At 47.4% G+C, this 24,715-nt stretch carries 23 protein-coding genes and 1 tRNA gene; 10 read left to right on the forward strand and 14 right to left on the reverse strand.

Annotated features, from left to right (window positions below; translation table 11 throughout):
• The first annotated feature begins 269 nt into the window (after window positions 1-269).
• Window positions 270-1,103 carry a tRNA cyclic N6-threonylcarbamoyladenosine(37) synthase TcdA gene (gene tcdA / locus K0H60_RS03960; RefSeq protein ID WP_220057338.1) on the forward strand — a complete coding sequence of 278 codons (834 nt, stop codon included), beginning with the start codon at window positions 270-272 and terminating at the stop codon, window positions 1,101-1,103.
• 139 nt (window positions 1,104-1,242) lie between these two features.
• On the opposite strand, the gene K0H60_RS03965 is transcribed toward tcdA, so the two are convergent.
• Entirely contained in the window at window positions 1,243-2,874 is a 1,632-nt protein-coding gene (locus K0H60_RS03965; RefSeq protein ID WP_220057339.1) for an ATP-binding protein, read from the reverse strand.
• A gap of 168 nt (window positions 2,875-3,042) precedes the next feature.
• Here K0H60_RS03965 and K0H60_RS03970 point away from each other — a divergent pair, with 168 nt between their 5' ends.
• The gene (locus tag K0H60_RS03970; protein WP_088211070.1) at window positions 3,043-3,654 is read left to right on the forward strand and encodes a superinfection exclusion B family protein; all 612 of its coding nucleotides are present in this window, start codon (window positions 3,043-3,045) and stop codon (window positions 3,652-3,654) included.
• 113 nt (window positions 3,655-3,767) lie between these two features.
• On the opposite strand, the gene K0H60_RS03975 is transcribed toward K0H60_RS03970, so the two are convergent.
• Entirely contained in the window at window positions 3,768-3,899 is a 132-nt protein-coding gene (locus tag K0H60_RS03975; RefSeq protein ID WP_011715898.1) for a DUF3149 domain-containing protein, read from the reverse strand.
• A gap of 299 nt (window positions 3,900-4,198) precedes the next feature.
• On the opposite strand from K0H60_RS03975, the gene K0H60_RS03980 reads away from it, so the two are divergent.
• Together K0H60_RS03980 and K0H60_RS03985 are read left to right on the forward strand one after the other, a co-directional pair.
• Window positions 4,199-5,788 carry a bacteriohemerythrin gene (locus K0H60_RS03980; RefSeq protein WP_220057340.1) on the forward strand — a complete coding sequence of 530 codons (1,590 nt, stop codon included), beginning with the start codon at window positions 4,199-4,201 and terminating at the stop codon, window positions 5,786-5,788.
• 152 nt (window positions 5,789-5,940) lie between these two features.
• Window positions 5,941-6,027 (forward strand) — tRNA-Leu (locus K0H60_RS03985).
• Window positions 6,028-6,167: 140 nt separating this feature from the next.
• Here the strand turns inward: K0H60_RS03985 and K0H60_RS03990 are convergent.
• From K0H60_RS03990 to modA, 4 genes are all read right to left on the reverse strand, one after another.
• Window positions 6,168-6,500, reverse strand: a complete 333-nt coding sequence (locus tag K0H60_RS03990; protein WP_220057341.1) for a YegP family protein — start codon at window positions 6,498-6,500, stop codon at window positions 6,168-6,170.
• Between the two features lie 241 nt (window positions 6,501-6,741).
• The gene (gene modC / locus K0H60_RS03995) at window positions 6,742-7,827 is read right to left on the reverse strand and encodes a molybdenum ABC transporter ATP-binding protein ModC (RefSeq protein WP_220057342.1); all 1,086 of its coding nucleotides are present in this window, start codon (window positions 7,825-7,827) and stop codon (window positions 6,742-6,744) included.
• Complete coding sequence (gene modB, locus K0H60_RS04000) at window positions 7,821-8,558, reverse strand: molybdate ABC transporter permease subunit (RefSeq protein WP_220057343.1); 738 nt, start codon at window positions 8,556-8,558, stop codon at window positions 7,821-7,823. The genes modC and modB overlap by 7 nt, the downstream gene beginning before the upstream one ends.
• Window positions 8,558-9,343, reverse strand: coding sequence for a molybdate ABC transporter substrate-binding protein (gene modA, locus K0H60_RS04005; RefSeq protein ID WP_220057344.1), 786 nt, complete (start codon window positions 9,341-9,343; stop codon window positions 8,558-8,560). Before modA ends, modB begins: the two co-directional genes overlap by 1 nt.
• Before the next feature lie 202 nt (window positions 9,344-9,545).
• Between modA and K0H60_RS04010 the strand changes: the two genes are divergently transcribed.
• Window positions 9,546-10,325 carry a TOBE domain-containing protein gene (locus K0H60_RS04010; RefSeq protein ID WP_220057345.1) on the forward strand — a complete coding sequence of 260 codons (780 nt, stop codon included), beginning with the start codon at window positions 9,546-9,548 and terminating at the stop codon, window positions 10,323-10,325.
• Between the two features lie 29 nt (window positions 10,326-10,354).
• Here the strand turns inward: K0H60_RS04010 and queG are convergent, their stop codons facing one another.
• Window positions 10,355-11,533, reverse strand: a complete 1,179-nt coding sequence (gene queG / locus K0H60_RS04015; protein ID WP_220057346.1) for a tRNA epoxyqueuosine(34) reductase QueG — start codon at window positions 11,531-11,533, stop codon at window positions 10,355-10,357.
• Between the two features lie 162 nt (window positions 11,534-11,695).
• On the opposite strand from queG, the gene K0H60_RS04020 reads away from it, so the two are divergent.
• Window positions 11,696-12,505, forward strand: a complete 810-nt coding sequence (locus tag K0H60_RS04020) for a substrate-binding periplasmic protein (RefSeq protein WP_220057347.1) — start codon at window positions 11,696-11,698, stop codon at window positions 12,503-12,505.
• Window position 12,506: 1 nt separating this feature from the next.
• Here the strand turns inward: K0H60_RS04020 and K0H60_RS04025 are convergent, their stop codons facing one another.
• Window positions 12,507-14,447, reverse strand: a complete 1,941-nt coding sequence (locus K0H60_RS04025) for a GGDEF domain-containing protein (RefSeq protein ID WP_220057348.1) — start codon at window positions 14,445-14,447, stop codon at window positions 12,507-12,509.
• 114 nt (window positions 14,448-14,561) lie between these two features.
• On the opposite strand from K0H60_RS04025, the gene K0H60_RS04030 reads away from it, so the two are divergent.
• Both K0H60_RS04030 and K0H60_RS04035 read left to right on the forward strand, forming a co-directional pair.
• The gene (locus K0H60_RS04030; RefSeq protein WP_011623932.1) at window positions 14,562-15,089 is read left to right on the forward strand and encodes a phosphatase PAP2 family protein; all 528 of its coding nucleotides are present in this window, start codon (window positions 14,562-14,564) and stop codon (window positions 15,087-15,089) included.
• Between the two features lie 24 nt (window positions 15,090-15,113).
• Complete coding sequence (locus tag K0H60_RS04035) at window positions 15,114-15,548, forward strand: DUF3069 domain-containing protein (protein ID WP_023268526.1); 435 nt, start codon at window positions 15,114-15,116, stop codon at window positions 15,546-15,548.
• A 66-nt stretch (window positions 15,549-15,614) separates the two neighbouring features.
• Here K0H60_RS04035 and K0H60_RS04040 read toward each other — a convergent pair whose 3' ends face one another.
• From K0H60_RS04040 to K0H60_RS04055, 4 genes are all read right to left on the reverse strand, one after another.
• Window positions 15,615-17,303, reverse strand: coding sequence for an NAD-dependent malic enzyme (locus K0H60_RS04040; RefSeq protein WP_088211059.1), 1,689 nt, complete (start codon window positions 17,301-17,303; stop codon window positions 15,615-15,617).
• Window positions 17,304-17,569: 266 nt separating this feature from the next.
• Entirely contained in the window at window positions 17,570-18,034 is a 465-nt protein-coding gene (locus tag K0H60_RS04045) for a YehS family protein (protein ID WP_165953456.1), read from the reverse strand.
• A 150-nt stretch (window positions 18,035-18,184) separates the two neighbouring features.
• Window positions 18,185-19,471, reverse strand: a complete 1,287-nt coding sequence (locus K0H60_RS04050; protein ID WP_220057349.1) for an Nramp family divalent metal transporter — start codon at window positions 19,469-19,471, stop codon at window positions 18,185-18,187.
• An 83-nt stretch (window positions 19,472-19,554) separates the two neighbouring features.
• Window positions 19,555-20,097 carry a PH domain-containing protein gene (locus K0H60_RS04055; protein WP_220057350.1) on the reverse strand — a complete coding sequence of 181 codons (543 nt, stop codon included), beginning with the start codon at window positions 20,095-20,097 and terminating at the stop codon, window positions 19,555-19,557.
• A 201-nt stretch (window positions 20,098-20,298) separates the two neighbouring features.
• Between K0H60_RS04055 and K0H60_RS04060 the strand changes: the two genes are divergently transcribed.
• Window positions 20,299-22,884 (forward strand): TonB-dependent receptor, encoded by a 2,586-nt coding sequence (locus tag K0H60_RS04060; protein ID WP_220057351.1) that lies wholly within the window; start codon window positions 20,299-20,301, stop codon window positions 22,882-22,884.
• A 117-nt stretch (window positions 22,885-23,001) separates the two neighbouring features.
• Window positions 23,002-23,631, forward strand: a complete 630-nt coding sequence (locus tag K0H60_RS04065) for a glutathione S-transferase family protein (protein ID WP_220057352.1) — start codon at window positions 23,002-23,004, stop codon at window positions 23,629-23,631.
• A 72-nt stretch (window positions 23,632-23,703) separates the two neighbouring features.
• Here K0H60_RS04065 and K0H60_RS04070 read toward each other — a convergent pair whose 3' ends face one another.
• Together K0H60_RS04070 and K0H60_RS04075 are read right to left on the reverse strand one after the other, a co-directional pair.
• Window positions 23,704-24,204 (reverse strand): DUF4447 family protein, encoded by a 501-nt coding sequence (locus K0H60_RS04070; RefSeq protein WP_011623924.1) that lies wholly within the window; start codon window positions 24,202-24,204, stop codon window positions 23,704-23,706.
• Between the two features lie 41 nt (window positions 24,205-24,245).
• A complete protein-coding gene (locus K0H60_RS04075) occupies window positions 24,246-24,653 on the reverse strand; it encodes an SMI1/KNR4 family protein (RefSeq protein ID WP_011623923.1) in 408 nt (135 codons plus the stop codon).
• Window positions 24,654-24,715 lie beyond the last annotated feature (62 nt).

Genomic DNA, 24,715 nt, shown 5'->3' on the forward strand with positions numbered 1-24,715 from the left:
TTCAACATCATGTTTTACAAGGTGAAAACGCATTTTTAATCTGATTTTACCTAATGTATGGATGGGTGATTCAGGAAAGTGTTAATTAACACATTTGCGGTACTTTTGTATCTGAGTGCAACTAGGCATGCCTTAGCCGAGATAGATTTCGGTTTTTCGCCCAAATCGTATAAAATCCACGGCGCATTTTTATTGCGTTACGCTGCTGTAGATTGTCTTTCACATCCTCTAAGGGCGGCCATTGTTAGTTAGATATAAGGTAAGTATTGATGACTGAAGCCTATCAGAATCGCTTTGGTGGCATTGGCCGCTTGTACGGGCAAAAGGCGCTGGCTAAATTTGCCGCCTCCCATGTGGTGGTGATTGGCATTGGCGGCGTTGGCACATGGGCGGCGGAGGCGTTGGCGCGCAGTGGTATTGGTCAAATCACCTTGATTGATTTGGATGATATCTGCGTGACTAATACTAACCGTCAAATTCATGCACTGACATCGACGATTGGCGAGTCTAAAGTGGCGGTAATGGCGCAGCGGATCCGTGCGATCAATCCTGATTGCCAAGTGAATGAAGTGGAAGACTTTATTACGGTCGATAACCTCGGAGAGTATTTGCTCGGGGCAAAGGCTGGGGGCAATATTGATTATGTGGTTGATTGTATTGATGCCGTTAAACAAAAGGCGGCGCTGATTGCTTGGTGTAAACGTCAAAAAATTAAGATAGTGACGGTTGGTGGCGCGGGTGGTCAAACCGATCCTACGCAAATTCAGCTCACCGATCTGGCTAAGACCTATCAAGATCCTTTACTGGCCAAAGTGCGTAATATTCTGCGCCGTGAATATAACTTCTCTAAGAATGTGCAGCGCCGTTTTGCCGTCGATGCGGTGTTTTCCAGCGAGCAATTAGTTTATCCCCAGGCCGATGGTTCCGTGTGTAACAGCAAGGCTAGCGCAGATGGCTCGATGCGTATGGATTGTGCCTCAGGTTTTGGCGCCGTCACTATGGTGACAGGCACCTTTGGCTTTGTAGCGGCTAGCCGGGTACTCGCTAGGCTCGCCCAAATTGCAAATGAATCAGTTGCAAATGAACCAGCTTCGAGTGAATAAGCGGTAATCGATAAGAAGTCTCAAGGTTAAAAACTAAATCCACAGCCAATGCTGTGGATTTTTGTTTAGTGGCGCCAGTGTTTGCTTTATTCGCCTTCCACAGGCTCAACTTGCCATCAAACTCGTATCAAACACTCCATCAAATCGTAAAGTCATGGTGTGTGGTGAGTTTGGGCGAATCGCATTGGGTGAGGGGAATGCGGATATTAAATTGTGCGCCGCCCAGTTGTGAGTCTGCTTGATAGTTCATGGTGCCCTTTAGCAGCGTGGCGGCATTGAAGGCGGCGGATAAGCCTAAGCCTGTGCCACCTTTACTCCTGCTGGTGGTAAAGAAGGGCTCAAACATATGCTCTGCCACCTCGGGTGGAATGGAAATCCCATTGTTTTCAATGCTGATATTCACATAGTCTTGCTCTAGCTTGGCCGTAATTTGGATCAGATTATCTTCTCTATCCTGAAAGGCATGGGTGAAGGCATTAGAGAGAATATTACTGACGATTTGATTGAGTAGGCTGACATTGGTCTGGATGTTGAGCGCAGAATTAACCTGTAGCTGAGTTTGGGCTTTGATCTTGGGATACATAATTAAGGTCGATTCTAAAATCTCCTTAAGCTGACGTTGCAGATTGATACATTGATGTTCTTCGTGGCTACGGTCGATGGCGATCGTTTTAAATTTTTGGATCAGGCTACTGGCCTTACTGATATTACGAACTATCAACTCACAGCTTTCTTGGTACTCATCTAAAATGGCGTTGATTTCATCTAGAGTGGCATGCTCGCTATGTATAAGCTCGATAAGCTCTTCGATATGACTCAGTTGGGTACTGGCAGCCGTCAAACAAATGCCGATAGGTGTATTGATCTCATGGGCCACTCCCGAGACTAAACCGCCCAATGCCGCCATTTTTTCCTGCTCGACTAACACTTGCTGCGCCCGTTTCAGCGCCGTTAATGATTGCTCTAATTCCTGTGTTCTTTCTTTGACTTGCCTTGCGAGTTCTTCCTTATAACTGCGTTCGAGCGTCAGTAAGCGTTCTCTATCCTCTAAGGCAGTTTGCAATTCGGTTTTAGAGCGTTTTAAGGCTGCGAATGAGCCGCGCAGTTGCGACTGCATATTGTTGATGGCATCGGCAACTTGGGTGAATTCATCGACTTTTTGTTTGCGATCGAAGGCTAATGGCTCGACATCGGTATCGAGATCGATGCGTTTGCAGTAATTACTGAGTTTGTCTAAGTGTTTAGTAATGTTGTACCAGACTAAAAACAGAATAAATCCAGCGACTAAGAAGGTTTTTATCGCATTAGAGAGCAAGATCAGAATGGCTTTATCGTAGAGGCGTTGGTAAATGGCATCCATATCCACTTGAACCTCTAAAGTGCCGACATTAATGCTGTCAGTTGGCGACTTATATACCAGAGGAAATACTTTATTGAGAGTATGGGTTGGCTTCTCATTGCCGGCGTTCCACGATTGGCCGCTATCATCTTTTATCGAAATATAATTAATATCAGGTAGTTGGATTAAACCATTCAACTGAGTATTAATCAGTCTTTCATCGATAACCCAAATACTGGCGGCGAGTACATCGAGGTTAGCCTTTTCAATATTGGAGAATACGCGATCAATACGAGTCACATCGCCGCGATAGTCGTTAATCAGCTGATAGGCCGTTGTCACTAAGGTGATGAGGGAGCTAAAGAGGATAATAGACAAGGTGAGATGCCTGCCTATCGGGCTTTTAATAAATTGGCTAAAGAAAGTCGGCATCTTAAATTATCTATAGCTAATAGCGAGTTGGATGCTTATAAGCATAGACTCAAGCATCCAGATTGTGCATTTTATCCCCATGAAATATCCCGCAATTTTGACAGATACACTGGCATCAAACTTGCTTGATGCCGTCTAAGTTCAATTTTTTGTCGCTGGGATAAGACTATGATTAAATTCAAACTGGATTCAGTGAAATTGTTTAGCCCTAAAAAGATGATGTTTCGAGTCATGCTGTGGCTAATGGTAAGCTGCGCTGTGTTATTGGCGATCCCATCCAATGTGCTTGCCATGCTGGCGTTGGATAAGTTTGTCCCCGAGCATGCTCATTTTGTTGGCCTAGGGCTGATTATCTCCATTGCTTATTTTTTAACGCAGCTATTGAACCTTGGCTTAGATGAGTCGATTCGTCACTTGAGTGATAAACGAATGATCGAAACGATTGAGGCTAAGGTCAATCTGATGGATCGTGCCGAGCGCGCTTTATTACGGGAGTTCTTTTTACAGGGCGCCACCATTTTGACATTGCCGCAAAATGAACCCGCAGTAAAAAGTTTACTCAATGCCTGTATCCTCGAATGTTTAGGCAATGAGCGCCATTATGCAATCCAAGGTCCTACGGCGGATTATAAAATTTCGATGAAGGCACGCATGTATCTGAATCGTGGCGTGCTGCGTTTACCCGCAGGAGAGCCGAGCCAGGAAGAAATGCAGCATTTGATTAAAGCGCGCCCGCAGTTTTTAAATGGGGTAGTGCAAAGCCGTAAACACGCCGCTTAATGCAGGTTGTGTACTAAAGCAGAAATCACAGGCACAAAAAATGGGGGTTAGATTAACCCCCATAACAACGTGCAATTTTTACAATGAACAGAATAACAATTTGGAAGCAAAAACTACGATTGTTGCGCGGACTTCACAATGAACATCCAAGTGATATAAGAAATTATCCCTATAGTGCTAAAGATAACGATCATTGAGAGTAAACCAATTGGGTTACCGAACATTAAATCTAACCAAAATGCCATGATTGAAATCCTCTTTCCTGTGAAGTCCCCTCTACACTAGCGTCCTTAATGTTTCTAAATACTGATCCTGATCAATAAAAATCCGACATCTTAAAACAAAGTTGTAACTACAAGTTAACTATGTGATGTGGTTCAAATTTAGGCTTGAATGAAATAGTACTTATCTCTATTGTCTTGGCTTTGTTTCTTGTCTCGTTAAGAACTAGTCTTAAGAGTATCAGTCACGAAATGATATTGAGATCTGAACTTTACCTTACGAGTTGTTGATTGAGTCGACTGCATTTTGGAAGGAGCCAAAAATGGCCAATGTTACAGCTAAGAATGGCACCATGGGCTACGGTATTATCTTTGCGCCTATGGTCTTACTCTTATATCCCCTCTATTGTTTAGTCACTAGTGCGCATTGGGTGGCGACGCTCTGTTTAATTGCTCTTGCCGTGATTCTTTTTTTAAACATTAACAAATTGATCCGTAACTTAAGGCACTTAGAACGCGCAGCTCATCACTTAGGCGATGGGGATTTAAGTTATCAGCTCGATGAGAAAGATGCGGGTGTGTTTATCACGGTCGTCCACAGTATCAACCGCATGGGCGAGGATGTTAGTCGCACGATTCTCTCCCTCGTCGATACCAGCGAGTGGATGAAGAAAGTCGCGACCGATATCAAAGCGATCAGCGAGCAGGCAAAACAGGGCGTACTCGAGCAGGAACGTCAAACCGAACTGGCTGCAACGGCCATGACACAGATGGTCTCCACCGTACAAGAAGTGTCACAAAATGCCGCCAGTACGGCGCGAGCGGCCGATATTGCCCAAGGTTCGGCGAAACATGGTGATGAGCTAATTGGCACTATCGTAAATAAAATCAACGATATGAAATCGCAAATTCACCAAACTAAAGGTGTTATTGAGCACCTTGCCGACGATACCAATAGCATCAGCAGTATTATTGAAACCATCTCCCAAGTGGCGGAGCAAACAAATCTATTGGCGCTCAATGCGGCGATTGAGAGTGCGCGTGCCGGTGAACATGGTCGTGGCTTTGCGGTGGTTGCCGATGAAGTGCGTAACTTAGCTAAACGCACCTCAGAGGCTACCGCCGAAATTCAACAGCAGATCACAACCTTGCAAAAGGGCGCGCAGCAGAGCGTAGAAGTGATGCTTAAGAATGTCACTATTGCCGACGAAACCGCGCTGATGGTGGAACAAGCTCATCAAGCCCTCGGGGATATAGTGACTCAGGTTGAAAGTATTACCGATATGTCCCACCAAATCGCTACGGCATCCGAAGAGCAACATGCGGTTGCCGAGGAAATTAACAAAAATATCAGTGTGATGGCCGATTTAGCCCTAAAAAATGCGCGCCATACCAACCACACCAACTTATCCAGCCTTAAGGTGTATAACATGTCGCAGGAAATTGGCTCCCTGCTGCATCGATTCCATGTGGATGCTAAGTTGTTTAATTCCAGCCAAGCTCAAAGTAAGTTATTTGTGAAATGGGGGCCCGAACTTGATATCGGCATGCCAGAGATTAACCGTCAGCACCAACGCTTAGTATCATTAATCAATGAATTACACCGGACGTTAAGTGAGGCATACGGGCTCGAGGCGATTAAGCGCATCGTCCAAGGGCTGGTGGATTACACTGCGAACCATTTCTCCTATGAAGAAGAATTGTTTGCCCGTTTTGGCTATCCCCAAACCGTGGCCCATAAGGAAAAGCATGCCCAGTTGGTTGGTCAAGTGCTTGATTTTCAAAAGCGGGTAGCGAGAGGTGAAGATGTGGCCGATGAACTTATGGCATTTTTAAAAGCCTGGCTCGTCAATCATATTCAAAAGAGTGATAAGGAATATACCCAATTTTTACTCGCCCATGGGGCCGAATAACCGTCCTTGGTTTATCAGAGTTGGATTTTTGAGCGGTTAAAACTAATTTGCCACCCAGCCTTTGAAAAGGGCTTGCCATTGTCAAAGGCAAAGGTATAATTCCCAGCACTTAGAGCCAGCTAGTTGTTTTTGTTAGCTCTAATTTTGATAATGCCAGAGTGGTGAAATCGGTAGACACAGCGGATTCAAAATCCGCCGCCCTTAAAAGCGTGACGGTTCGAGTCCGTCCTCTGGTACCATCCCTTCCAAAGGGACTAAACCGACCTAGAGTCGGTTTTTTTGCATCTAAAATCCAGTATTTTAGATACTTACCGCTTTAAATCCCGCTTTTTGTAGGTTCGTTTATTTCCCTAAATATCACCACTCTGCACATACCGATCTAGGTTAGATCTTTAATCGTCGTGGTTTTCCCATTCTCCATCACCGACTTGATCCCGTTATCCCTTGCTGCGGTACTCGAATACATTTGGCTGGTGCCAATGATTTGATGGTTCGCGGCTTTTAGGTTGAAGTACGGCTTATCGTTTTTCGCCACTTCTTTGGCATATCGGGCTTCGATAGGAGAGTTGGTTTGAACGGATTCGATACCATTCATGGCACCACTCTTAGCCGTGTAGAGTTCGCTGGTGAGGATGACTTCTCCGTTACCAGCCTTAAGAACAAACTTAAATTGATCGTTACTGCTTTTGCTTAATTCATACCATCCTGACATGGAATTGCTCCTTCTTCTTTAAGGCATTGCATAGCGCAAGCGAGGAAACCATTTCCTGCTCGAGCCCCAGTTTAGTCGATATTCACAGATTTGATATGACAGCTTTCATACTTTAAATGCATGGAAAATGCTCATTTATTTAAGCTGGTATATGAAGATTTACCTTATCTCTCTGTTTTTCAAATAGAGTGGTTTGTTCATTGACCGATATTCAACAAGCCTATAGTTTTGATTGTTTGCGTCAGTGGGATTCGGCAATATCCATTTGCGTCATAGTTACGCCTTTGATTTGGGCATAAATATTTTTGCCGGGTGTCAGTTGTAACTCGTCACAAGCCCATGGGGTGATGTTGGCCCACAGTTCGTCTTTACCTAGGGCAATTTTAAGCTGAATTTGCTGGCCATTATCGCTGGGGTAGAGCTCTTTTATTTTTCCTTTGAGTAAGTTACGAATACTCGAGCCTTTAGGTTCCTCTGTGCAAACCGAAACATGGTTCGCTTGAATGCGTACCTTTAACTGTTTATGGGTGGGCGGCAGTTGGCCGCTGACCCAGAGCTGATTGCCATCATCCATCAACAGTCTAGTCATTGGATAATCTGGATGCCTGTCGGCGATTCTGGCGCTCAGCAGTGAACTTAATTCCTGCAATGGCACCCAGGGGCGCATTTGTTCGCTATTCCATACCTGTGTTAGCGGTCCTTGGGCGATCATTTTTCCTTGATGCAACACCAGCATATGGTCGGCGAGTTGCAGGATTTCGTCCAAGCTGTGGCTGACATAGACGATCGGTAGCTTCAATTCCTGCGCTAGGGTTTGTAGATAAGGCAGTAATTCGCGTTTTCGAGGTAAATCGAGGGAGGCTAATGGCTCATCCATTAACAACATTTGCGGCGAGGTGAGCAGGGCGCGGCCAATAGCGACCCGTTGTTTTTCACCGCCAGAGAGTGTGCTGGGATAGCGGCTTAAGAGTTTTTCTATGCCCAGTAGTGAGACCACTTTGTCGAACAATTCAGGTGCTTTATGGCGCATTCCATAGGTGAGATTCCCCTTCACACTGTAGTGGGGAAATAACCTCGCTTCTTGAAAGACATAGCCAATCTGGCGTTTTTCAGGGGGTAGATTAACGGTTTTATGTTTAAACAACAGCGTATCGCCAAGGCTAATTTCGCCGTTATCCGGCGTGGTTAATCCGCCGAGTAAATTCACTAAAGAGGTTTTGCCCGCTCCCGAGCGGCCAAAGACGGCGGTGACGCCCTGTAACGGTAACTGGGTGTTCACCTTGAGTTTCAGTTGGCCGAGCTGTTTTTCAATATTGATGTTTAACATACACTTGCCGTTCTTTTGAGGGCCTTTTTTGTGAGCCATTGGGAGGCGAGTAAGGAGGCTAGCGCTATCACTATCGAGATGATACACAGGCGCATCGCCTGATATTCCGCCCCCGGTGTTTCGATAAAGGAATACATGGCCAGCGGAATGGTGCGAGTTTCGCCGGGAATATTGGAGACGAAGGTGATGGTTGAGCCAAATTCCCCAAGGCTGCGGGCAAAGGCGATGATCATTCCCGACACTATACCGGGCGAGGTGAGCGGCAATGTGATGGTTAGGAATACCCGCCAGCGACTGCTTCCCAAGGTGCGTGCCGCCTGTTCGAGGCGAATATCGACGGTTTCGAAGGATTGGCGTATGGCTCTGACCATCAAAGGAAAGGAGACCACTGCGGCGGCGAGTGCCGCGCCGCGCCAGCTAAAGCTAAAACTTATGCCAAACCAGTTATAGAGCCACTGCCCGATTACGCCCTGGCGCCCCATGCTGATGAGCAACAGGTAACCTACCACCACCGGCGGTAACACCAGTGGGAGATGCAGGAGACTGTCAAAGATAGCCTTACCGGGAAACTCCACGCGTGCCAGTAACCAAGCGCATAAAATGCCTAAGGGTAAGCTGGCCAGCACGGCAACCGCTGAGACTTTGAGACTCAGCAGCAGCGCGGCAGTTTCGTATTCGCTGAGGAGTGGCTCGTCAAACAGCGAGCCACTCAAGAGAACATCACTCAGCACTAGTTCACTCCAAAGCCATATTTTTCAAATACTGCTGTTGCACTTGAGCTTTGAAGGTATTGATTAAAGTCTTTCGCGCTGGCGGTGGATTCCTGTTTCGTTAAAGCGCTGGGATATTCAATCGGGCTATAGCTGGTCGCGGGGAAGGTCGCCACAATTTTAATCTTTTGCGCTACTTTGGCATCGGTCGAGTAAACGATACCGAGCGGGGCTTCGCCCTGTTCCACCAATGCTAGAGCTGCGCGGACATTGTTTGCTCTCGCCAGCAGAGGCTCGGCGGTTTTCCAAAGATTCAGATTTTCAAGTGCTTGCTTGGCGTATTGTCCGGCTGGGACATGGTCAGGATCGCCCACCGCTAAACGGCTGCCATTGACCGCGGTCTTAATATCCCAATCGCTGTTTAGGGTGACTTGGTCTACTGGGCTATTCTTTTCGGCAATCAGCACTAAGGTATTTTTTAACAGGGTAATACGGCTATCGGCATTCACCGCCTTGGCATCGACAAGGTAATCCATCCATTTTTGGTTGGCGGAGATAAACAGATCGGCAGGCGCCCCATTGGCAATTTGTTTTGCGAGTGTTGAGGAGGAGGCATAGGAGAAAATCACTTTCGTTTGATGTTCTTTCTCATATTGCTGGCCAATCTCATTCAGCGCATTCGTGAGGGATGCGGCAGCAAAAACAGTCACTTGCTCTTTGTCTGCGGCAAAGCTGACGCTGCAACTGAGGGCTAAGCCAACGACTGAGGCTGTGGTAAAGCGTAAAAAGTGTTTGAGCGAGCTCATGGTGTTCCTCCGTGATAAAAAGTCATCGTTATATACCAATCTATATATCGATCATTCAAGCCCCGATATGTAAATTAGTGATCTCTGCTCGATTTATCTGCCAAAACAGCAATGCCTTGGTGGATATTTCCGACTGTGCGTATTGGTATCTCAAGATTGATCGGGGACAATAACATTCACTTAAGTTAAGGCGCGCAGGAACATGGACTTACACGCACTACTGACACTGTCATTGGGGGATAAACCCTTTGCCAATCCGCGGCGGATAGCTTTGCTACGCCAAGTGGCTAATACTGGGTCTATCAGCCAGGGCGCTAAGTTGGCGGGGATTAGCTACAAGGCCGCGTGGGATGCAATAAACGAGATGAATACCACTATGCCCGAGCCTGTCGTCAGCAGCGAAAAGGGCGGTAAGGGTGGTGGTGGCGCTAAACTCACCGAGTTTGGTGAGCGTTTACTTAAGGTGTATTCCATCACCTCGCAGGTGCAGGAAATGGCGCTGTCGGCGTTGCTGGATGATTCGGTCGATATGCACAGTTTGTTAGATGTGATGGCGCATTTCTCCCTTAAAACCAGCGCCCGCAACCAGTTAACCGCTCGTATCCACAGCATTGAGCCGCTTGGCTTAAATGACAACCTAAAGGTGACGTTGGCGGGAGGGCAGCAGATCCAAATCTCAGTGACCCATGCCAGTTTTGAGCGTCTGCAGTTAGCGCTTAATCAATCGATTCTATTGTTGTTTAAGGCGCCAGCCGTGACGGCCAGTCGTGATGCCTGCCAGAGCGCGGGGCAAAATTGCGTCAGTGGGCACTTATTGAGTGTGACTGAACTGGCCGATAAGGCTGAGTTAGCGATAGAAATTGGCGGTAAAGATATTATCTATTCGGTGATGCCATTGGCCGATATTCAAACGCTCAAAGTAGGCGAGCCATGCTTTGCCTGTTTTGATGCCACACAAGTGATTGTTGCCATTATGAATTAAGGCAAGCGCTAGGATAGAAAGGCTAGATGCTAGGCATCCCGTGGTAAGCCTTTTTGAATGACTCGAACCAGTCGCTCCGTTTTACGGTTATTGGCTTGTGAGCCGCCCGTATGCTGCGCTAGGGCCCAATCGATATGTTCTTTCACCATATCATCGACATCCGCTTGGGCTTTACGTTGCTCTAGGGCGGCGATGATTTGCGGCGAACTCGGCGCATTGCCCAGGGCGACGGCGATATTGCGTAGCCAGCGCTGATGACCAATACGGCGAATGGCGCTGCCTTCGGTCTGTTTGAGAAACTCGGTTTCGCTCCACGCAAATAAGCTGAGCAGTTCAGGCTGTTTGAGCTTAGGCCGAATGTGGAAATCACTCTCCTGTGTCAGCGGTGCCTCACGATTGACCGGGCACACCAACTGACAATCGTCGCAGCCGTAAATGCGATTTCCCATTAAGGTGCGAAACTCTTCAGGAATGGCACCCTGCAATTCGATTGTCAGATAAGAAATACAGCGCCGAGCATCCACGGTATAAGGCTCGACTATGGCGCCTGTTGGGCAGGAGGTGATGCAGGCCACGCAGGTGTTGCAGTCTTCCTTGATCGGAATGTCCACGGGTAAGGGCAGGTTGATCAGTAATTCCCCGAGGAAGAACCAACTGCCCGCATCGTGATTAAGAATAAGTGAGTGCTTACCTGTCCAACCTATGCCGGCTTTTTCGGCGAGTGGACGCTCCAGTACTGGTGCAGAGTCGACAAAGGGCCTAAAGTCGGCGGCATCGAAACCTAAAGCAATAAGCTCGCTGCTGATCTGATCCCCCAGTTTTTTTAAGCGGGCACGGATGAGTTTGTGGTAATCCCTACCGCCCGCATAACGCGAGATATAACCCATATTCGGCGAGGCTAAGTTAGTGGCAAAACCTGCCTCTGGCGGTAGATAATCCATCCGTGCTGAAATCACTCGAACTGTGCCTGGGTGCAATTCGTGGGGGCGAGCACGCATCATGCCGTGGGTGGCCATATAGCCCATTTCCCCATGATAGCCTTTATCCAGCCAAGCCTGTAATTTGAGTTCTTCCGCAGTTAAGTCGGTGTCGCAGATCCCTATTTGGGCAAAACCGAGCACCTTTCCCCAGGCCTTGATTTGCAAAGCAAGGCGGCCAAGAGTAGCTGCGTCGGGAATATTGGCGGGAGAGGTTACTGTGGTCGACATGGAAACGGCATTGGGCTTAATAGGATGGCGCCATGATAGCAGTTTTAAGCCGCAACGGACGAGTTTAGTGTTTGGGGATTTAAGCCAAACTGCAATTGTTACTTTCTTCGATGTGTAAATTAGATCTATGATGAGTAGTAACTTTCCCCTTCGGTCTTGTCTATGTTGCTGACCCTTTGCAAACACGGTTATCGCCTATTGTTGTGCGTATGCTTAGGCTATGCAGGCCTTAGCTTAGCTGCAACAGAAGCGACAACCAAGACGGTGCGGTTAGTGACAGAGGCTTGGCCACCCATGAGCTTCGAGCAAGATGGCGTGCCAACCGGCTTTGGTGTTGAACTGGTTAATCAATTGCAGACGCGTATCGGGCAGCAGGAAAAAATTGAAGTTTTACCTTGGGCGCGGGCTTACTCTATTGCTCATTCGTCGCCGAACGTGTTGTTGTTTGCCACTTCCATTAGCGATGAGCGGGAAACCCATTTCGATTTTATTGGCCCCATTGCCACCAGTAAAATTACTCTTTATGCAAGAGCTGATGATCCCATTAATATCAATCGGTTATCCGAAGTGAGTAAAGCTGGGATCGTAGGCGTGTATCGTGAGTCAGTCGGTGCGCAACTGTTGCAACAGCAAGGTATCGATGGTCTCTTAGTGGCGAGTTTTCCACAGCAATCGGCTAAACAGTTGTTGTTTTCTCGGGTGCGGTTCTGGTGTCAGGCCGATTTGGCGGTCAAGCATATATTGCAGGATATCGGTGCGAAGGAGTCGGAGATCAAACCCGTTTATGTGCTCTCCGAAATCCATCTTTATTTGGCATTCTCAAAAGGAACGTCTTCCGACAAGGTACAACGATGGCAAGCTGAGCTAGAAAAGCTCAAAGAGTCGGGAGGTTTTGCGCGGCTCTATCAAAAATGGTTTGGTACCTTACCGCCACCCCTCGAACATCAAATCTTTTGGCATCGCAATACCTAAGCTAGCTCGCAGCCTTTGCGGCTTTGACGCAGTTTCTACCAGCATTTTTAGCGTCGTAAAGGGCGTTGTCCGCACGCTTAAGCAAACGCGCAAAGCTTTCATCTTGTTTGCCTAATTCGGTATTTAAAGTTGCCACCCCTGCACTTACAGTTAGCTTTAACTCTACGGGTAAATTAATGGCGCCATAACGGGTGATTAAGGTTTGTAACTCATGGGCGAGTTCCCACACGCGTTCGGCGTTGGTATTGGGTAATAAAATTAAAAACTCTTCGCCACCGATACGGCCAATCAAGTTGCGGTCAGCAGTTAATGCCTGGCTGGCTTGCGCGATGGTTAATAATGCTTGGTCGCCAATTTCATGGCCGAAATTATCGTTTATCTTTTTAAAATGATCCGCATCGAAGATGATTACCGAGAACGGGGTTTGTAGCTTTAACGCCTGTTGAAAATATTGTTCCGCCTTGGCATAGATGTGCCGACGATTGGGCAATTGGGTCAGATAGTCGGTTAGTGCTATGGTCTGTAGGTGACGATTGCGGTGCACTTGTTTGTAGGCAAAGAGTGACACTATGGCCAAAATGCAGCCCGTGAGTAGTAGGATGATAAGTTGCAGCGACTTATTTTTCTCGAGCAGTGCTAACTCTTGTTCCTTTAATTTTTGGTTATCGAGTAAGCGTTTGTTTTCTGACTCAATCCAACTGGTATCAAATTTTACTTTTAACTCAGTGGTTTGGTGCGCAAACGAATTGTCTTCCACCTTTCGAGTCAAGGCGACAAACTGCTGTAAAGTTTGATAGGCCGACGGCAAATCATTCATCGCCGCATAGACTTCGCTCTTGAGTTGCAACAGCTGAACTAAGCCGCGATCATTCTGCATGGCGCGAAACGCATTTTCAGCGTCGGCGAGTTCGCTTAACGCCTCTTGATAGCGACCTTGTTGATAACGAATTTTGCCCATAAACAACTTCATAAAGCTGTAGGCTGCGGGTTCGTTCGCCGTGATCTCTAACTCGGCTTCTTTTAGATATTTTTCGGCCTCATCTAAACGATTTAGTTGGATCAAGCTGTAGGCGATGTTAGTGGCGTTGACCGCGGCGGCATTGTTGAGTCGATGCTTTTTAAAGTACTGATAGCTAAAACGAAAGTTTTCAATGGCCTGTTCGTGCTCGCCCATTTCATCTAAGGCAATCCCTATATCGGAGGTGACATTAGCGACTTGCTCCTCGTTCCCTTTCTTTAGATATAACTCTTTGAGTTTGTTGTAATACTTGATTGCACTCTCGGGATCACCATAGCGCCTAAAGCTGGTGGCAATGTCGGTTAGATTGATGTTTGCCCAGCCAGTTAAATTTAAGGATTCGTACAGCCCTTGTGCGGTGACTAAATCGTCTAAGGCGGCGGAAAAGTCACCAATATAGGAGTAGAGTGCGCCACGTAAGCTGCGGGCATCGGCGATAAGCTTGATATCTTCATGTTCGTATGCAGTTTTAATGCTGCGAGAATACCCTTCCATAGCGCCATTAATATCTCTACTTAATTGTAGAAACCAGGAGTGGCATAGGGTTAGATCGGTGGCAAAATGGACTGAGGCTGTGCTGGGAATGCTATTCAGCGCTTCTTGTGCTTTGTCTCGGGCGAGAAGGATTTCAGCTTCTGTCTCGGCTGGTTGATTCCAGCATTTGAGCATTTTTAACTTTTCGATGTGTTCTACATCATCACTGGCAATCAGTTTATCCAGTAGCGCGATATTTTGCTCTACCGACTCGCGAGCCATAACCTCACCACTTTCAAATAATTTGAATATTTGATCGATCTGTGGCTTTTCTTCTGCAACGGCCAGGCTTAGCGGCACTAACAGCAGCATCAGAAACAGAGATAAATTACGCTGAGTGTGTGGCAAGGGAAAGGTTTCCTGTTCGCACTGAAACAGATAGCTAATCATTATCTTAGCATAAACTTTTTACGTCTTGTTTACATGTAAAGTTTGCAATTTTTGCATTCATTCCGCTATCAAGGTATAAACGTCGCCTTGGATCTCACCCAATAAGGAAACCCTTTGAAAAAATTACTCTGTGCCGCACTGTTGCTGTTCACGGGAGCGAGTTGGGCAAACTCGGATGATATCGAAACTTCGGGCGATGTAGTGCATTTACTCCTGCCTGCGACGGCTTTGGGCGCGACCCTATTCTATGAAGAGGGGAATGAAGGCTCGTGGCAATTACTTAAAGCAGCAGTCTCGAGCAGGGTCATAGTCGAAGGGCTTAAACTGGGTGTCAGTAAGGATAGACCCGATGGCAGTGGTGATGATTCTTTTCCGTCTGGACACACGTCGGACAGCTTTATGGCGGCGACATTTATTCAGCAGCGCTATGGTTGGCAATATGGTCTGCCAGCGTATCTTGCGGCGACTTATGTGGGCTATACCCGAGTCGAGAGCGATAAGCACTATTTAGAAGATGTCCTTGCAGGCGCTGCCATTGGCGCACTGGCGGGTTGGTATTTTACTGAGCCCTATAAAGGGATCACAGTGACACCTTTGGCCCACAATGGGGTTTATGGTTTATATATTAGCGGCCAATTTTAAGCCGCTTAAGTTAAGAGAGAAATTATGGCTGAAGTATCAGTTGAGTATCGTGAAACCGCCGAGCGGATTTCCCACAATGTTGCCAATAAAGTATTGCCTATGGCGAAAATGCCAGAGAGCCTATTAGAGGCCTATAAAGGTCTATGCGCCGAGTTGTTACTCGATCGCGAAGGTAAATTTGCCGCGGCTTGGGAGGCATTGCCTGCCAGCGCCCGTAACTTGATGCCACAGGCTGAGTTCCACGGTTTCTATATTGCCAATGCGTGGCTGCAACTTAGCCGTGTCGCCCAGGAGATTTCTGAGCAGGCCGATACCGATGAAGCCATCAACGAGAAGGAATACAACGGGATTTTCGGTCGCTTAGCCGATGAATCACTGAAAGAATGTGTACGAAAATTAAAGAAAGCGCGTACCGACCGTTCTATGCTCAACAGCTTTAAACAGGTGATGGCGCCTTAAGCTGTGAATTTGACTCAATAAAAAGCCCGTCGATTGACGGGCTTTTTATTGGAATAATGTCTGAAATTAGAAAGAAGTACGCTTATAACGGCGGTACTCAGGCTTCCAGAAATTATCTTCGATAGATTGCATCAGTAGTTCATCACTCGCAGGCAAGGATAGGCCTTGCTCAATCGCCACTTTACCGACGGCAAAGGCAATATGCTTACTCACTGAGTGAATGTCTTCCAGTTTTGGCAGGAGCGGCCCTGAGCCATTAATGGCTAACGGTGAGCATTCAGCGAGCGCGCGGCTCGACGCCATTAACATCGCATCGGAGACATGGCGAGCACCAGAGGCGAGTACACCTAAACCAATACCTGGGAAGATAAAGCTGTTGTTACATTGTGCGATTTCATAGGTCTCGCCATCGACAACCACAGGTTCAAACGGGCTACCCGTTGCCACTAAAGCTTGGCCTGACGTCCAGTGCAGAATATCTTTTGGCGTCGCTTCAACACGGCTGGTGGGGTTCGACAGTGGGAAGATAATTGGGCGTTCGCAGTGGCTATGCATTGCACGAACAATTTCTTCGGTAAATAGACCCGGTGCACCCGAAACGCCAATCAGTACCGTTGGCTTAGCGTTATTGACCACATCGAGCAGTGAAATATTGTCGCTGAAGTTATTCCAGTTGCTGATTTCGGCACATTTTTGAGCCAATTTTTGTTGGAATGGCAACAGGTTAGGCATGTTGTCGAGCAGCAGGCCCCAACGGTCAACCATGCAGACTTGGCTGCGAGCTTGCTCGTCGCTGATCCCTTCTGACACCATTTGCGCAACGATGGCTTCGGCAATACCGCAGCCAGCGCTACCTGCACCTAAAAAGGCAATGCGTTGTTTGTTCAGCTCAGTGCCCGCGGCTTTACAGGCGGCGAGTAACGAGCCCACAGTCACAGCGGCAGTGCCTTGAATGTCATCGTTAAAGCAGCAGTAACGATCCTTATAACGCTCAAGGATTGGCATCGCATTCTTTTGGGCAAAATCTTCGAATTGGATCAGTGTATCTGGCCAACGTACATGCACGGCTTGCATAAAGGCTTCGATAAACTCGGCATACTCTTCGCCGCCAATACGTGGGTGGCGCCAACCCATGTACATAGGATCTTCCAGCAATTGTGGATTATCGGTACCTACGTCTAAGGTAATGGGTAGTGTGTATGCGGGGCTGATCCCACCACAGCTAGTGTACAGTGACAATTTACCAATCGGGATCCCCATGCCGCCAATACCTTGGTCGCCTAAGCCTAAGATGCGCTCACCGTCGGTCACAACGATGATTTTTACTTTTTGGCGAGTCGAGTTATTGAGGATGTCGTCGATTCTGTCCTTATTCGGGTAGGAGATGAACAGACCACGGTTACGGCGATAGTTTTTCGAGAAGCGCTCACAGGCCAAACCTACTGTCGGGGTGTAGATAATTGGCATCATTTCGCTGATGTGGTTTTGCACTAAACGATAAAACAGGGTTTCGTTGGTGTCTTGAATGTTGCGCAGATAGATGTGCTTATCGAGATCGTTATTGAAACTTCTGAACTGATCGTAGGCGCGTGAAGCCTGTTCTTCAATGGTTTCAATGGCGTAGGGTACTAAGCCTTCGAGGTTAAAGAAAATACGCTCTTCTTCCGAAAATGCACTGCCCTTGTTAATTAAGGGGGCTTCAAGAATGGCAGGTCCTGCAAACGGAAGATAGAGGGGGCGTTTATTATCGTCCATGGGTAACCTTTGAGTTATTGTTTAATGGTTCGGTACGTGCTTGAGACGTGCTGTAAGTCACGTAAGGTTATCATGAAATGTGATCTTTGTTGCCTGTATCGTGCGCTATTTGTGGCTTTTTTTGCATCAGAGACAATTCTTACTGTTTAAAACAGGGTTCTGTTAATTGGTTGTAAATGCTTTTGCCGAGTAAATGGCTGTTTAAGGTGCTATTAAAACAAAAAACGCAGCCTAGGCTGCGTTTTTGGGGTTAAGCTGTTTGGGTATTAAACACCGCGATATTTTAGTGATAAGCCACGGATAAAGTTACGCAGGATCTGGTCGCCGCAGGCCTTGAAGTTTTTATGATCCGGGTTGCGAAACAGCGCGCTTAACTCAGACTTAGACATTTGCACTTCGGCGAGCGCTAGGGTGGCCATAATATCTTCTTCACGCATTTCGAGGGCAACACGTAACTTTTTGAAGATTAAGTTATTGTTTAATTTTGATACTGGTTTTGGCAGTTCGGCCCCTTCGCGTAAACCACGTTTTTCGATGATAAGACCATCTAAAAACTGACAAAGGGTCGTGTCGTTACAGGCCTTATAGCCTTCTTCCTCTTCTTTGCGCAGCAGACTAATCATCTCTTCGGTCGGCACTTCTCTTCCAACTTTGGCAAAGATCTTAATCATTTTGGCATTGTTGAAATCAAACACGAAGCGCAAACGGCGCAAAATATCATTGTTAATCATGGTCATCTCTAGGCGCGGCTGCGCTGTCTGGTTTAAGAGCAGACATTATATACTCAAAGTAACAGAAAAGCAGGAAAGTCTAGCGTGGATGAGCAAGTGGCACAGTAGAACATGAGCCCTCGCTGAGGACTCATGCTCAAATGCGTTGAACTACACTTTAACCGCTAGATACCAGTACATAAAAAGCACTGCAAAAATAAGCAAATAGCTTAATCCTATCCAAGAGAGGCATTTCATTTTTGTGCCATAACGATGAGCTTCTTGCAGTTGGGTGCTAGTCATTAAGCGATAGTTTAGCCATGCAAAAACCACTGTGGTCATAAAGGCTAAAATCATCACAAACTCTAGCAGTGGCAACAGTGCGCCCTTGAAAAACAGGATGAGCATTAACCCTAATGCGCTTACGCTGAGCATGATGCCTGTCAGACGTTTGTCCGATTGGACTTCGCTGACTGCCGTGCGTGACAGCAGTTGCCAGCCCATGTTCAAGGTTCTGCTATAGCCATCGATGACAGTGACAGTGGTGCTGAAAATACATAAAAACGCCACTATGCCAATCAAATAGCGACTTTCTCCGCCCATGACTTGGCTATATAAGTTGATTAATTGGTTCGCAAACTTGGCGCCAGAGTCGGAAAAGTGCTCACCACTGCCATGCATCACCAGCGCGCCTAAGGCCAAAAAGACCACGGCTAATACTGCGGTGACGATATAGCCTAAGTTAAAGTCTAAGATGGCTTGGGCGGGGGTAACGGGTGATGTTTTTTGTTTTTCCAATAACCACAGCGAATTCCACGCGCTGACCTCAATCGGCGCTGGCATCCAGCCCATCATGGCGACCAAGAATCCCACATGGGCCCACTGCCAAGGCGAGGGGGAAACAAACTGACTTTCTAGCGGTTTCATATGATCAAATGCCAAGGCGACGGCGATTAATGTGGTGAGCGTCAGGGCGAACATGATGATCTTGGTCAGCCTGTCCAACAATGAATAGTGCCCTAAAATCAATAACAACAGTGAGCTTATCAGCACCAACAGCGCCAATACATCAATAGGTAAGGGGATAAACTGAGTTAGCATGGCGGCGGTTAACATGCAAACCCCCGCGGTACTGGCGATAGAAGCTATCACATTGAGGCCAGTGAATAGCCATAGATAACCCCGTCCCTGTTTTAGATAACCATGCAACAGGCTTTCCCCTGTGGCGGCAGTGTAGCGCGCACCCGCGGTAAAGAAGGGGTATTTCAGCAAGTTCACTCCCAGAATCACCCAGGCGAGTTGCCAACCAAATTCTGCGCCAGCGCGGGTGGATGACACTAAATGTGAGGCCCCAATTGCGGCAGCGGCCATTAATACACCGGGTCCCATGGCCTTTATGCCGAGAGCCAGTTGGGCTGTCCAATTCATGGGGAGGGGTTTTACTTGATAAGTCGCCATAATACGCTGGGTGTTTCCTTATCCGTTGGAAATGGTCTGGTTGATACTGAGCTATCTAAGCACTTAAGTCGCGGTGTTAACTGTTAAGAATTGTATTTGGCGGCGAGTAGGGCTTCGATGCGTTTTAAGCTGGCCGTCATTTCCACAAGTTGGGTCAACAGGGCGTTATCTTCCGTGGGGACACTCGCCTCGGCGGGTGATTGCACATCACTTAAGCGTTCTTTTTGCTCCAAAATCTGTGCCCTAAAACCCGGCGCATCGACTATGCCCACTAGACTAATTAAGGCGCCAGTGCCCGATTGTCCTGCGGTTTCTACAGTGAGTTTATGTAACCCCATCAGGCGCATAATCGGCCCCTGAATGAGGGCGATATCGGTAATTTTATCTAGGGGAACCGTATTTTCTGTACGAGTTAAAATGCCTCTGCGCACAATCAGCTTTTTGCTGGTTAAGCGTGCGCTCATATTGCGAATGTAGCGACGAGTTCCCCATAGGCCAATAGGGAACCACAGTAGTAACAAGGGGATACCAACAATGCTCAAGGTGAAGTAAGCGGCTCCAGAGAGTAACCAATACATGCCTAAGTTAGCTTCAAATTCGGCTTCATGAATCGTTTGTTCTTGCATTTTCTTCCCTATTGTTTGCATCCAGTTGGTAACTATCTTGAGAGATCTCTGCTGGAAAATACATGGTTTTTATTAGTAACAAAAGTTTAACTTTTTTCAGTGCCCCATTGACTTTGTTTTACAACCGATTACCTTGGTTGTGTTAAAAATTAGTTTAATAAAAGTAAAATAAATTTAACAAATGAAGATTAGGGGATGTAAATGAAAAGACCTCAGATTCTACCCAGCGCTTGTGCTATCGCAATTGCCATGGCATTTGCCCCGAGTATTAGCTATGCAGCCGACAATGGTGCCGATAAAGTTGAACGAATTGAAGTAACGGGCTCTCGTATTAAGCGCACCGACATCGAGGGACCGTCGCCGATTCAATCCATTGGCAAAGAAGATATTGCCAACATGGGTTTTGATAACCTGCAGCAGTTACTCGAACGTATGCCTGCAAACGGTGCCGGCGCTTTCTCGACCCGTGGTAACAGCCAAGACTCGACCGCCAATGGTGGTGCTTCGATCAGTTTGCGTGGCTTAGGCCCTGACGCCACTCTGGTATTGATTAACGGTCGCCGTGTTGCGGCCAGTGCGTTTGCCGAAGGTATTACTAACTCCTTCGTCGACATTAACAACATTCCGGTTTCTGCGATTGAACGCATCGATATTCTTAAAGATGGTGCATCGGCGATTTACGGTTCCGATGCCATTGCGGGCGTAGTCAACATTGTCTTGAAAAAAGACATCGAAGGGATTGAGGTTAACTTAGGTTACGGCGACACCCCAGGTACGGGTTACGATGAAACCACGGCGAGCGTCGTTTGGGGCGTGAAATCCGAAAAGGGCAGTGCGTCGGTTATTCTCGACTATTTTAAAAACGACACCTTAGCGGCAACTGATTTGGGCCGTTTTGGCACAGCTGATCAAAGCCCTTACGGTGGTGAAGATTTCCGTTCTTCACGCGGTTTCCCCGGTTATTTTTATGTTGATGGTGTCAAGACTATCGATCCATCCTGTCCGCCCGATCGTGCAACGGCCAGCGGCAGCTGTTTATTTGACTATGGTCCATACAACTTAGTGATCCCTGAAGCTGAGCGTATCGGGGCTATTGGTCAATTCGATTACCATTTCAATGACGATTTAACCGCTTTCCTCGAGTTAGCGGCGCAACATAACTCTTCTATTGCGGGTGGCGCGCCAACCCCTTTGGATGAAGATGCGGCCTTAACTGTGCCTGGTACTCACCCAAATAATCCTTGGGGCAAAGATATCGAGATCGGTCGTTTCCGTACTGTGGATGCAGGTGCGCGCCGTTGGGATATCGAGTCCGACACTCTGCGTTTAGTGGCGGGTTTACGTGGCACGATTAAAGAGTGGGATTGGGAAGCTTCGGTACAGCGCGGCCGCAGTGAATCGACTCAAACGGGCGATCGTACTCAAGGTTGGGTCAGAACCGATTACCTGCAAGCTGAGATCGATGCGGGTCGCTACAATCCTTTTGGCGGCACCATGAACTCGCAGGATGTGATTGATGCCATTACGACTAGCCTAGTTCGCCAAGGTTTATCGAGCATGACCTCTTACGCGGCGAACATTTCCGGTCAGGCTTTCACCATTGCGGATCGCGATATTATGATGGCAGCGGGTGTGGAATACCGTGAAGAAAGCGTGAGCGACGTGCCTGATGAACAGTTCCAACGTGGGCTGATTTTCGGTACCGAAGCGGTTTCTGCGGCGGCCTCTCGTGACCAATACGCGGGTTATGTGGAGTTCTCTATTCCCGTCACAGATAACTTTGAGCTGCAACTCGCGGGTCGCTACGACCATTACAGCGATTTTGGTTCAACCACTAACCCTAAAGTGGCGTTCCAATGGGGCATCACCGATGAGCTGACGAGCCGTGGTTCTTGGTCAACGGGTTTCCGCGCGCCTTCATTAGCACAAATTGGTTTAGGCCCATCACGCGAAAGTAGTTTCTTTATCGATACTTATCGCTGCGCCGCCGATGGTGTGGATTGCGAAGCGCTCGACTACAACACTGAATTCCAAGGTAACTCTGAGTTGGATGCCGAAGAGTCAGAAACATGGAACCTTGGACTCATCTGGGCGCCAAGCCAGAAGTTTGATATCGGTTTCGATGTTTACAGCATTACTCAAGATAACAAGATCGATAAGCAGCCATTGGGTGATATCTATACCGCAAACTGTAACGATCAAAACAGCACTGTGTGTGAGCGTTTAGCTCCGCAAGCAGGTCAAACCTTAGGTCCTATCAGCATTATTCACTCAAGCTTTATCAACTTAAGCTCGCAGGATGTGCAGGGTGTTGACCTGTCAACCCACTATGGTCTTGAGCTAGATAGCTTTGGTGATTTGAAGTTTGGTCTAGAGTACAGCTACTTACATAACTTCGAAAAAGACGGTCTTGATTACACAGGCGAGTACAAGTTCCCACAACATCGCTGGTTGCTTACCACGAACTGGACCATGGATAACTTCGCGGCCAACGTAAACCTGAGCTACATCGGTGAGTTCGAAGATACTCCAGATATCGACTTTGACGGCGTGTTAGACTTCGAAACCAACAAGTCTCGTATGGTTGATGCACAGTTATTAGTCGATATGTCAGGTAGTTACCGTTTCAACGAGATGTTCAAGCTGACATTAGGCGTGAACAACCTGTTCGATGAAGAACCACCGTTTGCGATTGGTGACGGCGATACTGACCTCTATGGTTATGTGATTTCTGTACACAACCCAATGGGACGTTATATCTATACCAAACTGACCATGAACTTCTAATTAGTTATTGGCAGAGTTATTGGAAACGGCGCTTCGGCGCCGTTTTTGTATTTTACTCTGCCGCGACACAGTGTATCTTCGTTCTCGTTAATCAGTCATCACTAAAAGGACGTTAATATGATCACCTTATATGGCATGCCCCGCAGCCGTGCATTACGAGTCGCTTGGGTGCTAGAAGAGTTAGGCGCCGAGTGGGTCTTTTCGTTTGTGGATATGAATAAGGGCGAGCACCGTAGCACCGCTTTCTTAGCGCTTAATCCCTGCGGTAAAGTGCCAGTGTTAACCGACGATAATCTTGTATTGTCTGAGTCTGCGGCTATTTGCCTGTATCTGGCGGAGAAGTTTGGCAACTTGTTACCTGAAGCGGGCAGTGCGGCATCGGGTCTGCATCATCAATGGGTGAGCTTTATTATTACCGAACTCGAGCAGCCTCTGTGGACCCTCGGCAAGCATAAATTTGCGCTGCCGGAAGCGCAACGTCATCCCTCCATCATGCCATGCGCTGTGTGGGAGTTTGATAAGGCGGCGGCTTTGGCCGAAGCTATGCTGCCCGATAGCGACTTTTTACTCGGCGACACTTTATCGGTTGCCGATATTCTGCTGGCCCATACCCTGCTTTGGGGCACCTTATTTGAGCAGCAGATCCCGCCTAAATTAGCGGCGTATCGCGATAGAATTGCAGCGCGTCCTTCGCGTAAATCGGCACTCGCCAAAATGGAAGCCATCGCAGCAGCGGCACAGGCTTAATCTGCACTAAGCGATAAAAAACAAAAGGGCAGAAGATTCACTTCTGCCCTTTTTGCTTAAGTCATTTAGTATTTATAGCTGCGTCGCCGCCCATTTTGCACGGCTTTCACGGCTCTCACTTAACCCATTTTGTTCACGGAATGCTTTGTAGGCTTCGACATCGAGATTGACTAAGCTAACATCCACTTCAAGCACCAGTTTACATTCTTTCTTAATGCGCCATGCCGCTGTGTTGTAAAGCTCAGTTAACGGCAGCGAGCTTAAAAACTCGGGGTTATATTGGGTGTAAACGGCTTGGGTTGGATACACCACGAAGGCCAAGTGACGCTTAGGCTCTTTCTTAAATAGGGCTTCGATGCCGTCAGTGGTATTGAGTACTTGCATCTCGATAATATCGTCGAGATCTAACAGCTTTTTCTGCGCCAGTTCAGGGGCCTGTGTTTCAGCATTTTCCCAGGCTAATACATCGGCTTCGCTGTGGTTGGTCAGTTGTCCTACTTGAGCCGCACTGAGGCTGAGTGATTGGCGTAAGTAGCTCATTTCGATGGCGTTCAAGCCAATATTTTTAGACATAATGCGGTTCTCAAGTTGATAAAAATAAAATCTCGGTAAAATCAGTATTTGTTTTTAAGCCAAATATCTTCGACCCATTCCCAGAAGGATTCCCAATAAGTATCGGTAAAGTCACCGTTTTGCCAGAAGTGAACTTGCCCATCCTGATCGATACAGTAAAAGTCATCGCCTAATTGGCAGATGGCGATTAAGTCCCTTGGCAAGCCGATTGACCAAGCATAGCAGGTGACTTCGGGTAAATAGGTGTGTGAATAGGGATCGGCTGCGGTCACAGGCTCAATCGCGCCATAAATCACATCACTGGCATGGAGTAGGTATTCCTTTAATTCCCGTGGCAGTGGGATCAAAATCTGTTCCTCAACCTCCACTAACTGCTCGAATGTGGGTAACTCGAGTGGCACTGGCACTGTTTCGCTGCGTTCTTGGAGTTGCTCAATAATGTCGTGCATGGAATTTCCTTAAGGGTCGCCTTATGGCGCGGGATTATATAGGGAAACCAGTTTGGATGCGA

Source organism: Shewanella mangrovisoli (genome assembly GCF_019457635.1).
Lineage (GTDB): Bacteria > Pseudomonadota > Gammaproteobacteria > Enterobacterales > Shewanellaceae > Shewanella > Shewanella mangrovisoli.

Bases quoted from the DNA above. Each gene is read 5' to 3' on its own strand.
- K0H60_RS04060 (WP_220057351.1), top strand. From the start codon at position 20,299: ATGAAAAGACCTCAGATTCTACCCAGCGCTTGTGCTATCGCAATTGCC.
- K0H60_RS03975 (WP_011715898.1), bottom strand. From the start codon at position 3,899: ATGGCATTTTGGTTAGATTTAATGTTCGGTAACCCAATTGGTTTACTC.
- K0H60_RS04035 (WP_023268526.1), top strand. From the start codon at position 15,114: ATGGCTGAAGTATCAGTTGAGTATCGTGAAACCGCCGAGCGGATTTCC.
- K0H60_RS04055 (WP_220057350.1), bottom strand. From the start codon at position 20,097: ATGCAAGAACAAACGATTCATGAAGCCGAATTTGAAGCTAACTTAGGC.
- K0H60_RS04045 (WP_165953456.1), bottom strand. From the start codon at position 18,034: ATGATTAACAATGATATTTTGCGCCGTTTGCGCTTCGTGTTTGATTTC.
- K0H60_RS04020 (WP_220057347.1), top strand. From the start codon at position 11,696: ATGTTGCTGACCCTTTGCAAACACGGTTATCGCCTATTGTTGTGCGTA.
- K0H60_RS04075 (WP_011623923.1), bottom strand. From the start codon at position 24,653: ATGCACGACATTATTGAGCAACTCCAAGAACGCAGCGAAACAGTGCCA.
- K0H60_RS04010 (WP_220057345.1), top strand. From the start codon at position 9,546: ATGGACTTACACGCACTACTGACACTGTCATTGGGGGATAAACCCTTT.
- queG (WP_220057346.1), bottom strand. From the start codon at position 11,533: ATGTCGACCACAGTAACCTCTCCCGCCAATATTCCCGACGCAGCTACT.
- K0H60_RS03990 (WP_220057341.1), bottom strand. From the start codon at position 6,500: ATGTCAGGATGGTATGAATTAAGCAAAAGCAGTAACGATCAATTTAAG.
- K0H60_RS04050 (WP_220057349.1), bottom strand. From the start codon at position 19,471: ATGGCGACTTATCAAGTAAAACCCCTCCCCATGAATTGGACAGCCCAA.
- K0H60_RS04065 (WP_220057352.1), top strand. From the start codon at position 23,002: ATGATCACCTTATATGGCATGCCCCGCAGCCGTGCATTACGAGTCGCT.
- K0H60_RS04070 (WP_011623924.1), bottom strand. From the start codon at position 24,204: ATGTCTAAAAATATTGGCTTGAACGCCATCGAAATGAGCTACTTACGC.
- K0H60_RS03970 (WP_088211070.1), top strand. From the start codon at position 3,043: ATGATTAAATTCAAACTGGATTCAGTGAAATTGTTTAGCCCTAAAAAG.
- K0H60_RS03980 (WP_220057340.1), top strand. From the start codon at position 4,199: ATGGCCAATGTTACAGCTAAGAATGGCACCATGGGCTACGGTATTATC.
- K0H60_RS04025 (WP_220057348.1), bottom strand. From the start codon at position 14,447: ATGATTAGCTATCTGTTTCAGTGCGAACAGGAAACCTTTCCCTTGCCA.
- K0H60_RS04040 (WP_088211059.1), bottom strand. From the start codon at position 17,303: ATGGACGATAATAAACGCCCCCTCTATCTTCCGTTTGCAGGACCTGCC.
- modA (WP_220057344.1), bottom strand. From the start codon at position 9,343: ATGAGCTCGCTCAAACACTTTTTACGCTTTACCACAGCCTCAGTCGTT.
- K0H60_RS03965 (WP_220057339.1), bottom strand. From the start codon at position 2,874: ATGCCGACTTTCTTTAGCCAATTTATTAAAAGCCCGATAGGCAGGCAT.
- tcdA (WP_220057338.1), top strand. From the start codon at position 270: ATGACTGAAGCCTATCAGAATCGCTTTGGTGGCATTGGCCGCTTGTAC.
- modC (WP_220057342.1), bottom strand. From the start codon at position 7,827: ATGTTAAACATCAATATTGAAAAACAGCTCGGCCAACTGAAACTCAAG.